The sequence below is a fragment of the Pseudomonas laurylsulfatiphila genome (assembly GCF_002934665.1).
Classification (GTDB): Bacteria; Pseudomonadota; Gammaproteobacteria; order Pseudomonadales; family Pseudomonadaceae; genus Aquipseudomonas; species Aquipseudomonas laurylsulfatiphila.
Genome location: NZ_NIRS01000002.1, coordinates 462,402 through 475,049, shown reverse-complemented (window position 1 = coordinate 475,049; position 12,648 = coordinate 462,402). Strand labels below are relative to the sequence as shown.

The following is a 12,648-nucleotide window of genomic DNA, read 5'->3' as shown; positions in this document are numbered from 1 at the left end:
AAATAGCCGTATGGCGGCGTTGGAAGGTGGGTGAACGCTCCGCAATACACGTCTGCATTCGCGATAAACGGTGAGGCCGAAATGGCGCACTTGTCACGCCTTGAGCTTGTCTAATTTTCCTCAACCCGCTGTAACGCAGTTAACGCTTACCATTTCCTTTAATGGAGGGTAGTACCATGGCTGTTATCAATGGGACTGAACAAGGTGACTTCATATTTGGCAACCCGGAGGCTGATCAGATCTTCGGCCTGGGTGGCGACGACTTTATCCTGGGTGAAGGAGGCAACGACACGATAGAAGGTGGTGACGGCAACGATGAACTCGTCGGTGGTGACGGCGATGATCTCCTTCGCGGTGGCGCCGGACTCGACAGCCTCACGGGCGGTGTCGGTGCCGATACCCTGACCGGGGGCGCGGATAATGACTCTTTCAACTGGTTTGTCGGCAATGGCGTGGAATCCTCTTCCGTGGCCCGCGACACGGTGACCGACTTCCAGGGTGCCGGCGTTGCCGGTGGTGACAACCTGCTTCTCTCCGCGAGCAACCGCCTGGTTTTCGAGGGGGCTCGCACCACGGTGCCGACCCTGGGCGCTACGCTTGGTTTCGGCGGCAACGGCTTTACCGAGGTCTTCTATGTCGCAGGTGCCGCCAGCACGCTGCTGTTCGCGGACTCCAACGACAACGGCGTGTTTGACGCCACGGACTTCTCTGTACAACTGACGGGGCGGCACAACCTCGTAAAAGCCGATTTCGGCACCACGCCCTTCGTCGTGCGTGGCACCGAAGGCGGTGATGTGATCAACGGCACCGCAGAGATCGACAGGATCTTCGCGCTCGGTGGAAACGATGTGGTCAACGCTGGTAACGGCAATGACATCGTCGACGGCGGAGCCGGCAACGACATTCTGAACGGTGGCGCGGGCAACGATCTGCTGACCGGTGGGCTCGGCAATGACATCCTGAACGGTGGCGACGACCGCGATAGCATCACGGGCAACGACGGCGCCGACATCATTGACGGTGGTGCCGGTAATGACCCGCTGCTTGCCGGCGGCAACGGCAATGACATAGTGAATGGCGGCGCAGGCAACGACACCCTGGACGGCGATGCCGGCAACGACCAGCTCTCCGGCGGCATCGGTAACGACAGCCTGTTTGGCGAAGACGGCAACGACCAGATGTTTGGCGATGACGGCAACGACGAACTGTTCGGCGATGCCGGCAACGACCAGTTGTTCGGCGGCAATGGTGACGACGTGCTCGAAGGCGACGCCGGGGCAGACCAGTTGAATGGCGGTGCCGGCAATGACGAGTTCGAGTTCTTCCTCGGCGCGTTCAACCCGAACTCACCCTTCGCGACCTTCGATACGGTCCAGGACTTCCAGGGCGCAGGCGTGGCCGGGGGCGACACGATCGAACTGGTCGATGAGTTCGTATTTCGTGGCCAGGTCACGCTCAATCCACAGCTTGGCGCGGTACTGGTCGGCGGCGGCAACGGCATCACCGACCTGCTTTACACAGTCCGCCAGGGCAACACCTGGCTGATAGCGGACGAGGATGACAACGGACGGCTCGACAGCACCGACTTCACGGTGAAGTTCCTCGGCGTCAAGAACTTCACGGTGGACGATTTCGGTAACAATACCGTCTTCGTTACGGCCGGCACCGATGGCAACGACATCATCGTCGGCACCGATGGCGACGACAAGATCTTCGGCCTCGGCGGCAACGACCAGTTGTTCGGCCAGGCAGGAGAGGACCTGCTCGATGGCGGTACGGGTGACGACGTGCTGCTCAGCGGCGCAGGCCTGGATAATCTGTTCGGCGGCGAGGGTAACGACACGCTCACCATCGAGGATTTCGGCAGTGCCTTCGGCGGAGCCGGCAACGACCTGGTGATCGGCAGCAGCGCCGCGTTCGCCTTCCAGACGACCCTTGAGGGCAATGAAGGCAACGACACACTGCAATCGGGCAGCGCAGGTGCCTTCATGATTGGTGGCACGGGGGACGACCGGCTGGTGGGCAGCGCGGCGGATGACTTCATGGTCGGCAGCATCCAGTTCGAACCCGGCCTCGATGCGGACAGGTTCCAGTTCGGTGCCCTCTGGGGAACGGACACCATCGCCGACTTCGAGGACGGCACTGACCTGATCGACCTGAGCGCCAGCGGTCTGACCTTTGCTAACCTTACCGTTGGAGAACAGCTCGGCGAGGCCGTCATCAGCGTCACGGGCCAGCCGGGGGTGGGAACCATCACCTTGAGCGGCGTGCCACAGGCCGCCATCACCGAGTCGGACTTCGCCTTTACCTGAGTGAACGACGCATGCTCACGCCGGGTGATGGCGTGAGCATGCGTCAGGCCGGGCGACGGGCCCCTTCAAGCGCCAGGGAGACATCATGACCGTCAAGCGCATGGACAACATCGGCATCGTTGTAGAGGACATCGAGGCTGCCATTGAGTTCTTCACCGAACTGGGCCTTGAGCTCGAGGGGCGCGCACCCATCGAGGGTGACTGGGCAGATGGCGTCACAGGATTGCGCGACATGCGCGTCGAGATTGCCATGATGCGCACGCCGGACGGTCACAGCCGGCTCGAAATTTCCCGATTCCTCGCACCCCCCGTGGTCGCCGATCACCGCCGCGCCCCGGTGAACGCGCTTGGTTACCTGCGAGTCATGTTCACCGTGGAAGACATCGACGACACACTCGCCAGGCTCTACAAACACGGCGCAGAGCTCGTCGGCAAAGTGGTTCGGTACGAAGCGATGTATCGCCTCTGCTACATCCGGGGCCCCGAAGGCATTCTCATCGGGCTTGCCCAGGAGCTTGGGCAGCACGCTTCTCGATGACACCTGCGACAGTGGCTGAGCGTCACCACCAGGACCGGTTGCAAGCGCGATATATGCCTCGACAGCGTGTAGACTTTCGCGCTTCGAACCTGGGAGCCTTGCATTTCGCGCTCCTGCCAGTCTCAGTATTGATTAAGGCGTGCTTATGGATCTGCGTCAGCTCGAAGCGTTTGCTGCTGTGATGTCGGCGGGCAGTGTCACCGCAGCAGGAAAGATGCTCGGTCGTTCCCAGCCATCGGTGACCAGGGTCATTCAGGAGCTGGAGCAAGAGCTGGGCTTCGCGTTGTTCGAGCGCAGCGGGCCAAAGGTCATGCCGACCCAAAAGGCGTTCATGATGTACGGCGAAGTCGAAAGCGCACTGCTGGGGATTCGCAATATTCGCCAGCGCGCGCAGCACATCGCTCGGGAAGAGAGCAATCAAATCAAACTGGTAGCGATTTCGGCGCTGGCGGCAGGGCTGTTGCCTGTGGCGTTGTCGCGATTGCCTGACAGCCTTCGCCCGCAGCAGATCCAGCTGCAGAGCATGTCGCCGGAAAACGTAGTGCAGGCGGTGCTGTCGAAAACCATGGATCTGGGCGCGGTGAGTCTGCCGCTGGAGCATCGCGGACTGGATATTCACTGGATCGGCGAGGCGCCCTGTGTCGCGGTGTTGCCGGCCAGCTCAGAACTGGCGGTGCACGAGGTGCTGTCCATGGAACTGCTGGCGCAGCAGACCCTGATCACCATGGCCAATCCGTATCGTTTTCGGCGCCGCGTCGACAAGGCTTTCCAGGACGCAGGAGGCGCGCCGCCCCGCATGCTCGACACCAACACATCGTTGATTGCGATGCAGATGGCCAGAGTCGGGCTGGGCGTGGCCTTGGTCGATCCCTTTACCGCCAGGGGAGTGCCATTGGAAGGCGTGGTGGTGCGGCCGATTGCCTGCAACATCCCGTTTTTCTTCGGTTTGATTTCGGCGTTCGCCAGCCCGTTGTCCGATGTGGCGCGTGCGCTGATCGGCGAGATCGCCGCTTCGGCAAAGCTGTTGCTGCCGCAGATGGTCATGCATGAAGCCGGCGTCCATGATGCCTTGTTGCAGAGCATTTACGCCGAGTAGGGCGGCTGAGCCACAGTCGCGGGTTGCTTTCTCTAGAGTCTTATAATTCCATTTGTGAATATCATTATGTTTTTTTGCGCATTGCAGGAATAAAAGGTCCCTTTTAGTATTCGCTTTAAGCATTCAATAGCTATAAGAATTCATTTATAGCCGTTCAATGTTGATGGAGTGATTTCAATCAAGGGTCGAGTGATTTGCTCTCGATCGTCATCGAGTAGCGATCAATGTCCGATGTAAAGCCACCCGCAGGCCTTGCGGCACTTGAAGCACGCTTGCGCCAGGACCTGGCCTGGCTCGACCTTCCCGCCAGTCCATGGGTCAAGCCACGTGTGAGCGAAGGCACGCCGGTGCTCGAGGTGGCGATCATCGGCGGCGGTATGGCCGGCCTGGCCCTTGCCGCCGAACTGCGCCACCTCGGTGTGGCAGCGGTGGTGTTCGATCAGTCGGTGGCAGGCTTCGAAGGGCCCTGGGCAACCACCGCACGCATGGAAACCCTGCGTTCACCCAAACACCTGACCGGGCCAGCACTGGGATTGCCTGCGCTGACTTTCCGCGCCTGGTTCGAAGCGCAATTCGGCGCTGAGGGTTGGGCCACGCTGGACAAGATTCCGCGTCTGCAATGGGCCGACTACCTGCGCTGGTATCGCAAGGTATTGACGCTGGACGTGCGCAACGAGCATCGCGTCAACCGGGTTGCGCCCAGGGCAGACGGGCTGGTTGAACTGGATATCGTGACGCCGGCGCAGACGCATCATCTGTTGGCGCGCCATGTCGTGCTTGCCACCGGGCGCGACGGCCTGGGTGGACCCTGGGTGCCTGAGTTCGCCCGGCAGCTGCCGGGTCACTTGTGGGCGCACTCGGCGGACGGTTTGCAGGATGCGTGGTTTGAAGGCAAACGCGTCGCGGTCATCGGTGGCGGGGCGTCAGCCATGGACAGTGCCGCCACCGCGCTGGAAGCGGGTGCGACACGGGTGGACCTGTTGATCCGTCGCGCCGAGTTACCCCGCATCAACAAAGGCAAAGGCGCTGGCAATCCGGGCATGGTCCACGGTTACTGGCGCCTGCCGGACGCCTGGAAATGGCGCATTCGCAACTACCTCAATACGCAGCAAGTGCCTCCGCCACGCAGCAGCACGCTCAGAGTGTCCTGCTCGGGCCGGGCGCGGTTCCTGTTGAGCAGCCCGGTTGTCGCGGTGGAAGAAAATCCGGCTGGCGGTCTGTGGCTGTACACGCCCACAGCCCGGATCGAAGCGGATTTTCTGGTGTTCGCCACCGGTTTTCGCACTGACTTTGACCAGCGTCCGGAGTTCGCGCCGTTCTCCCGGCACATCCGCACCTGGCAGGATCGTTTCGAGGCCCCGCCCACTGAACGCGATGCCGAACTGTCGGAACTGCCGGACCTGGGCAGCTGTTTCGAATTCCAGGAAAAGACACCCGGTCTCTGCCCGGGGCTGAGCCACATCCATTGCTTCAGCTATCCCGCGGCACTGAACTATGGCGCGGTGTCCGGCGACATTCCGGCCATCAGCGAAGGCTCCAAACGCCTGGCCCACGCCTTGGTCGGCCAGTTGTTCAACGAAGACATCGCGCTGCATTTCGAGTCCATGCGCAGCTATGCAGACCCCGAACTGCTGGGCGATGAGTGGGTGGCGAGCCAGCCGACCGCTGAGGAGTTGCGGCCATGATCGGCTGGGCACTGCGGCGTATGACTCAGTCGCTGCTGGTGATTGTGCTGATGACCCTGGTGGTGTTCATCGGCCTGAACGCCATTGGCAATCCCATGGACATCCTGGTGGGTGAAGACCTCAACCAGGCCGAACGCTTGCAGGCCATCGCTCACCTGGGGCTGGACAAGCCGTTGTGGGAGCAATACCTGATTTTTCTCAAGGGGGTTGCCCACGCCAATCTGGGGCAGAGTTTTGTCTATCACGAAGACGCCATGCGCCTGATCCTGCAACGACTGCCGGCCACCTTCGAACTGGCCTTCTGCGCGCTGTTCCTGGCGGTCGTGATCGGCGTGCCCTTGGGCATGTTCGCCGGGGCCTATCCCGATCACCCGTTATCGCGTCTGATGATGGCCGCCAGCATCGTGGGTTTTTCGCTGCCGGCGTTTTGGGTGGCGTTGATGATGATCATGCTGTTCTCGATCAAGTTGGGATGGCTGCCCGCCAGTGGACGCGGCGAGACCCGCGAGTGGCTGGGCGTGCAGTGGTCGTGGCTGACCCTCGATGGTCTGCAACACCTGCTGCTGCCGGCGCTGAACCTGGCGCTGTTCAAGATATCGCTGGTGTTGCGCCTGACCCGCGCCGGCGTTCGGGAAGTGCTGCCACAGGAGTTCGTCAAGTTCGCACGGGCCAAGGGCCTGTCACCGATGCGGGTGATGTGCATGCACGTCATGCGCAACACCATGATTCCCCTGGTCACGGTGCTGGCGATGGAGTTGGGGTCGACGATTGCCTACGCCGTGGTCACCGAAAGCATCTTTTCCTGGCCCGGCGCCGGGAAGCTGATCCTGGACAGCATCAACACCCTGGATCGTCCGGTGGTGGTGGCCTATCTGATGGTGGTCGTGGTGATCTTCGTCGTGCTTAACCTGATTGTCGACGGCTTGTACTACCTGCTCGACCCCCGCGTGCGTATCGAGGCCTCCCGATGAATGCCGTTCAGAAAGTCTTGACGACCCGCGTGTGTCTACAGGCCCAGTCGCCGTGGAGGAGGGTGGCCGTCGAGTTCATGAATTCGCCGACCGCCGTAGTGGGTCTGCTGGTGTTGCTGGCCATCGTGCTGGTCGCGGTGTTGGCCCCGTGGATCGTGGTGCAAAACCCCTACGACCTGATGCAGCTCAACGTACTGGATGCACGCCTGGCGCCGGGCAGCGCCAACATGGACAGCGGCTATACCTACTGGCTCGGCACCGATGGTCAAGGCCGCGATCTGGTCTCAGCCATTCTGTATGGCTTGCGGATCAGTTTGTGGGTGGGCATCGGTTCGGCGTTGATCGCCGCCTTGATCGGTACGCTGCTGGGGCTGGTCTCGGCCTATGCCGGCGGTTGGGTGGACGCTTTGTTGATGCGTCTGGTGGATCTGCTGTTGTCGTTCCCGGTGATTCTCATGGCGCTGATGATCCTCGCCTGGCTCGGCAAGGGTGTCGGCAATGTGATGCTCACGCTGGTCCTGCTGGAGTGGGCCTATTACGCCCGCACCGCCCGCGGCCAGGCATTGACCGAAAGTCGCCGCGAATACGTTGACGCCGCACGGGGGCAGGGTATTGGTCCGTGGCGCATCGTCGTCGGGCACATCCTGCCTAACTGCCTGCCGCCGCTTATAGTCATCGGCGCCTTGCAGATCGCTCGCGCGATCACGCTGGAAGCGACCTTGTCGTTTCTCGGCCTCGGTGTGCCGGTCACGGAGCCTTCCCTGGGCCTGCTGATCGCCAACGGCTTCCAGTACATGCTCAGCAACGAATACTGGATCAGCCTGTTTCCGGGGCTGGCGCTGTTGATCACCATCGTCGCCATCAATCTGGTCGGTGACCGGTTGCGCGATGTCCTGAACCCGAGGTTACAGCGATGAGCCAGCCTGAAGTGTCTTTACCACCGTCGGCTGCCGAGCAGCCAACCCTGGAGGTGCGGGGGCTTTGCACCTCGTTCTACACCCGGGCAGGCGTGCTGCCGGCGGTGCGCGACCTGTCGTTGCGTGTACAGCCGGGGCGGATCCTGGGGCTGGTGGGCGAATCCGGGTCGGGTAAATCGGTGACCGGGTTTTCCATTCTCGGGCTGGTGGATGAGCCCGGTCGTATCAGTGGCGGTCAGGTGTTGTTCAAAGGCCGTGACCTCACAAAACTGTCGGGTTCTCAACTGCGCGCTTTGCAAGGCAATCGGATCGCGATGATTTTTCAGGATCCGATGATGACCCTCAACCCGGTGCTGCGGGTCGACACGCAAATGATTGAAGCGGTGCGTGCCCATCGTCCACTGAGCAAGCGCGACGCGCGTGAACACGCCAGCCGCACCTTGGCGCTGATGGGCATTGCCAGCCCTGAAGAGCGTCTGCGCGCCTATCCCCATCAGTTGTCCGGCGGCATGCGTCAGCGGGTGGCGATTGCTATCGCGCTGCTGCATTCACCTGACCTGATCATTGCCGATGAGCCCACCACAGCGCTGGACGTGACGATCCAGGCGCAGATCCTCAGTGAAGTGCAGAAACTGGTGCGCGAGCAGGGCACGTCGCTGATCTGGATCACGCATGACCTGTCGGTGGTGGCTGGGCTGGCCGACGACGTGGCCGTGATGTACGCCGGACGCATCGTCGAACAGGGTTCGGTCGCCGACGTGCTTGATCGTCCGCAACACCCCTACACCCAGGGTTTGATCGACAGCCTGCCAAGCCGCAACCAGCGCGGTCAGCGCCTGCGACAGATTCCCGGGATGGCGCCGGACTTGCTGTCGATGCCTGCAGGCTGTGCATTCGCCGCGCGCTGTGCGCGAGCGTCGCAGGCCTGCGCACAGAGTCCTGAACCACGCGAGGTCGAACCAGGCAGGACGGTTCGTTGTTTTCATCCGGGAGCCGCCCATGCGTACTGATCAAGTCCCCCTCATTGAACTGCGCCAGGTCAGCAAAACCTTCGGCAAGCCAGTGGATCAACATTCAGTCCGGCATTGGCTGCAACGGTTACACCTGACGCGCCCAAGGCCGGTGACCCAGGCGGTCGATCGCGTGGACTTGCGCATCGCCCGTGGCGAAGTGGTGGGCCTGGTCGGCGAATCCGGCTGCGGCAAATCAACCCTGGGGCGCATGGTGGCGGGGCTGTTGCCTGTGTCGTCGGGCAGTGCGTGGGTGGACGGCCAATCCCTCGACAACATGACCGCCGATGAGCGCCAGGCCGTGCGCCTGAAGGTGCAGATGATCTTTCAGGACCCGTCGTCGAGCCTCAATCCGCGTCTGCGGGTCGACCGGATCGTGGGCGAGGGCGCGCTGCTGCACGGGCTCACCGACAAGCAGGGTTTTGACGATTACGTCAGTGCGCAACTGCAACGCGCCGGGCTTAGCCCGCAGCTGCGTCAGCGCTATCCGCACCAGTTCAGCGGCGGTCAACGTCAGCGCATCGGCATTGCCCGAGCGCTGGCGGTGCAGCCACAACTGCTGGTCTGCGATGAGTCAGTGGCGGCGCTGGACGTGTCGATTCAGGCGCAGATTCTCAATCTGTTCATGGATCTGCGCGATGAACTGGGCCTGACCTATCTGTTCATCAGCCATGACCTGGGCGTCGTCGAGCACTTGTGCGACCGCGTAGTGGTGATGTACCTGGGCAGGGTGGTGGAGAGCGCGTCAGTCGATGACCTGTTTGCCCGCGCCAACCATCCCTACACCCAGGCGTTGTTGGCGCAGATCCCGCGTTTTGATGTCCGCAGTACCCGTTATGACGCGATCAAAGGGGAAATCCCCAGCCCGCTGAACCCGCCCGCCGGGTGTCATTTCCACCCTCGTTGCCCGCACGCGTCAGCGCGCTGCCGCAACGAAGCTCCAGCGCTCAGGGAGGTTTCGCCGAACCACCTCAGTGCGTGTCACCTCAACGACCACTTTTGAGCGAGCGCTAAGACGTTCGTCATGCCCATTGCCATTGCGTACAAGGAATTACCCATGAAACCACTTGTTCGTTCACTGTTGACCTCGGCCCTTATCCTCGCGACCGGCAGTGCTGCCGCGCAGACCCTGCGCATCGGTTATGCCGATCCTGTTTCGTCGCTTGATCCGCAACTGAACAACTACGCCGGTGACCGTTCGGTGGCGCTGCATGCCTTCGAATCGCTGGTCAGTCGCCGCGACAACAAGACCCTGCCGGGCCTGGCCAAGAGCTGGAAAGTCATCGATGACACCACCTGGGAGTTCGCCCTGCGCGACGACGTCAAATGGCAGGACGGCACGCCGCTGACCGCCGATGACTTCGTGTTCTCGTTCGAGCGTGCCCGCAATGTGCCGGGCAGCGTGGCTTCTTATGCCGGGTCCACACGTACCGTGGAGTCGGTCAAGGCCAAAGACGATCACACGCTGATTATCAAGACCCGCACCCCCAACGCGAACCTGCTGCCGGATGTTGATTCGATCTACATCGTCAGTCGCCACGCCGGCGCCGATGCCAGCAGCGCCGATTACAACTCGGGCAAGGCCATGATTGGCGTGGGGCCGTACCGTTTCGTCTCCTACGTGCCGGGTGACCGGACGATCTTCGAGCGCAACGATAGCTATTGGGGCGCCAAGCCGACTTGGGACAAGGTCGACTACCGCTTCATCGCCAACGCCGCCAACCGCACTGCCGCGTTGCTGGCCGGTGACGTGGACGTGATCGACAAGGTTTCGCCGACCGATGTCGAGCGTCTGCGCAACACCCCGGGGGTCAATGTCTACGCCTACCAAGGCCTGCGTGCGCTGATCATCCAGCCAAGCTTTCGCGAAGGCCCCAACGAGTTCATTCGTGATAACGCCGGCCAGCCGCTGCCCGAGAACCCGCTGCGTGATGTGCGTGTGCGCAAGGCGTTGTCTCTGGCGATCAACCGCCAGGCCATCGATGAACGCATCATGCAAGGCACCGTCACCGAGGCCAATCAATGGATGCCGGCCAACACCTTCGGCTACAACCCGGACGTGAAGAACATTGCGTACGACCCGAAACAGGCCAAGGAACTGTTGGCGCAGGCAGGCTTCCCGGACGGCTTCCAATTGACCGTGCATGTACCCGGCGACCGCTATCCGCAGGCGCCGGAAGCGATGCAGGCGGTGGCGCAGTTCTGGTCGCGGATCGGCGTCAAGGTCCAGCTCGAAGTGTTGCCGTGGGCGGTGTATGCCGGCAAGGCCAACAAGAATGAACTGGCGGTCAGCGTGATTGCCTGGGGCAACGGCACCGGGGAAGCGGCGTATGCGCTGACCAACATTCTGACCACGGTGGACAGCAGCAAAGGGCAGGGCGCCTCCAACTGGGGTCGTTACAGCAACCCGCTGGTGGACAAGGCGTTGGTGGATTCGACCGCCGAGTTTGATGAAGCCAGGCGCCGCAAGATCCTCCAGGACTCGGTCAAGGTGGTCAGCGATGACGTCGGCATCATCCCGCTGTTCCACTACCAGAACATCTGGGCCGCACGCAAAGGCCTGAAAGTCGAACCGCTGGTCAGCGACCGCACGGCGGCGACCATGGTCACCGAACTGCCTTGAACCGGTTTGCGCCAGGGCCCACCGGGCTCTGCGCGCAATGCTCGCCAACAGCCCTATAGGAATTGTCATGACCTCGACCGCTGAACACATCGCCGAGCCGGATTTGCTCGACCGTTTGCTGGACATCCAGACGGGTACACATCTGCACGCCATGCGCCATGCCCGGGCCAAAGTGGCCTCGGCCACGCAAGGCAGCCAGGATCTGTTTTTTGATCCGGCACTGGAAAACAACCTGTCATTGGGTGAGCGCCTGTGGGTGGCTTACTACGCCGCGCGACTGACACCGCAGGCGACACTCACGGCACATTACCTCGAGCAATTACAGGCACTGGGCCTGGATGAAACCGTACACGCCGCGGTCGATTCCGGCGCCATCGGAACGCTGGAAGACGCTCGTCTGCGGGTGATCCTGGGGTTCACTCGCACGCTGATCGAATCACCCGTCAATGGCGATCAGGTGGCGTTGCAAGCGCTTCAACACGAAGGCCTGAGCACGGCTGAAATTGTCGTGCTGGCGCAGTTGATTGCCTTCCTGTCCTATCAAGTGCGTTTGGCCGCCGGGCTCGGCGCGTTGCAGTCCGCGGGAGCCGCCTGATGAGCGAACTGATTCGCAGCAATGGCTTCACCAACGAAGTGCTCGGCTGGAAAGCCTGGCTGCCTACGGTCGACCTCAACAACGCTACGGACGAGCAAGTGGCCGTGCTGCAAGAGAGTCATCCGCAGGCCATGACGTCGGACTACTACCTGACACTGGCCCATCATCCGGACATCCTTCGCCAGCGCTCACAGGCATTCAACGCCATCATGTATGCACCCGGCGGATTGTCCCGTGCCGAGCGCGAACTCGCGAGTACCGTGGTGTCGCGGATCAATCGGTGCGTGTACTGCGCCTCGGTGCATGCACAACGCTTCGAGCAACTGGCCAAGCGCAACGACGTGATCAGCGAGGTGTTTGCCGACCCGGCAACGGCCGGCACGACAGATCGCGAAAGGGCCATTGTGCGGTTCGCCATCGACCTGACCCTTGAGCCAGCCTCGCTGAATGCCGGGCACATCCAAACACTGCGCGAACAAGGGCTGGACGATGCACAGGTCCTGGATCTGATCCACGCGATTGCGATTTTCGCCTGGGCCAATCGATTGATGTTGAATCTGGGTGAGCCTGTGTTTACCGCCCCATAACCCCCATCGGGCCTGGCCGATCAAGAGTCGGCCACGGTTTCTACGGCAGAAAAGTATCTCCTGTGATCGATTCGGGAGCAGGAGCTTCGTGCTTCTGGGGATTCACTGATCTTGACGATTGAAGCTCTGCATTAACCTGGTTGGCTTGTCGGATTTATTATTTATTTTCCAATAATTAAACAGTCAGTTTTGTATTTAATGGTCTTGTGTCGCATAAAAATCTAGCAGATATCGCATATTGACAGGTAGTCAAGCCAAAATTACCATCCGGCGCCATGAACTTTAAGGCAGCTAATCACGGGTATCTTGCATTT

General features: G+C 61.4%; 11 protein-coding genes. All 11 read left to right on the top strand.

From position 1 onward, the window contains the following. The first annotated feature begins 176 nt into the window (after positions 1-176). The 11 genes from CD175_RS07960 to CD175_RS07910 all read left to right on the top strand — a co-directional run bounded on the left by CD175_RS07960 (position 177) and on the right by CD175_RS07910 (position 12,334). Positions 177-2,312, top strand: coding sequence for a calcium-binding protein (locus tag CD175_RS07960; RefSeq protein WP_104448421.1), 2,136 nt, complete (start codon positions 177-179; stop codon positions 2,310-2,312). An 85-nt stretch (positions 2,313-2,397) separates the two neighbouring features. Further along, positions 2,398-2,850 carry a VOC family protein gene (locus tag CD175_RS07955; RefSeq protein WP_104448420.1) on the top strand — a complete coding sequence of 151 codons (453 nt, stop codon included), beginning with the start codon at positions 2,398-2,400 and terminating at the stop codon, positions 2,848-2,850. A 145-nt stretch (positions 2,851-2,995) separates the two neighbouring features. After that, positions 2,996-3,946 carry a LysR family transcriptional regulator gene (locus CD175_RS07950; protein ID WP_104448419.1) on the top strand — a complete coding sequence of 317 codons (951 nt, stop codon included), beginning with the start codon at positions 2,996-2,998 and terminating at the stop codon, positions 3,944-3,946. 224 nt (positions 3,947-4,170) lie between these two features. Beyond that, positions 4,171-5,631, top strand: coding sequence for a SidA/IucD/PvdA family monooxygenase (locus tag CD175_RS07945; protein ID WP_104448418.1), 1,461 nt, complete (start codon positions 4,171-4,173; stop codon positions 5,629-5,631). After that, complete coding sequence (locus tag CD175_RS07940) at positions 5,628-6,602, top strand: ABC transporter permease (RefSeq protein ID WP_104448417.1); 975 nt, start codon at positions 5,628-5,630, stop codon at positions 6,600-6,602. The genes CD175_RS07945 and CD175_RS07940 overlap by 4 nt, the downstream gene beginning before the upstream one ends. After that, positions 6,599-7,519, top strand: a complete 921-nt coding sequence (locus tag CD175_RS07935) for an ABC transporter permease (protein WP_007979467.1) — start codon at positions 6,599-6,601, stop codon at positions 7,517-7,519. The genes CD175_RS07940 and CD175_RS07935 overlap by 4 nt, the downstream gene beginning before the upstream one ends. Next, complete coding sequence (locus CD175_RS07930) at positions 7,516-8,529, top strand: ABC transporter ATP-binding protein (protein ID WP_007979464.1); 1,014 nt, start codon at positions 7,516-7,518, stop codon at positions 8,527-8,529. Before CD175_RS07935 ends, CD175_RS07930 begins: the two co-directional genes overlap by 4 nt. Continuing rightward, positions 8,519-9,532, top strand: a complete 1,014-nt coding sequence (locus CD175_RS07925; RefSeq protein WP_007979462.1) for an ABC transporter ATP-binding protein — start codon at positions 8,519-8,521, stop codon at positions 9,530-9,532. The genes CD175_RS07930 and CD175_RS07925 overlap by 11 nt, the downstream gene beginning before the upstream one ends. Positions 9,533-9,586: 54 nt before the next feature. Continuing rightward, complete coding sequence (locus CD175_RS07920; protein WP_104448416.1) at positions 9,587-11,152, top strand: ABC transporter substrate-binding protein; 1,566 nt, start codon at positions 9,587-9,589, stop codon at positions 11,150-11,152. A 67-nt stretch (positions 11,153-11,219) separates the two neighbouring features. Beyond that, positions 11,220-11,747, top strand: a complete 528-nt coding sequence (locus tag CD175_RS07915; RefSeq protein WP_007979459.1) for a CMD domain-containing protein — start codon at positions 11,220-11,222, stop codon at positions 11,745-11,747. Continuing rightward, on the top strand, positions 11,747-12,334 hold the full coding sequence (locus tag CD175_RS07910; RefSeq protein ID WP_104448415.1) for a peroxidase-related enzyme: 588 nt from the start codon (positions 11,747-11,749) through the stop codon (positions 12,332-12,334). Before CD175_RS07915 ends, CD175_RS07910 begins: the two co-directional genes overlap by 1 nt. Positions 12,335-12,648 lie beyond the last annotated feature (314 nt).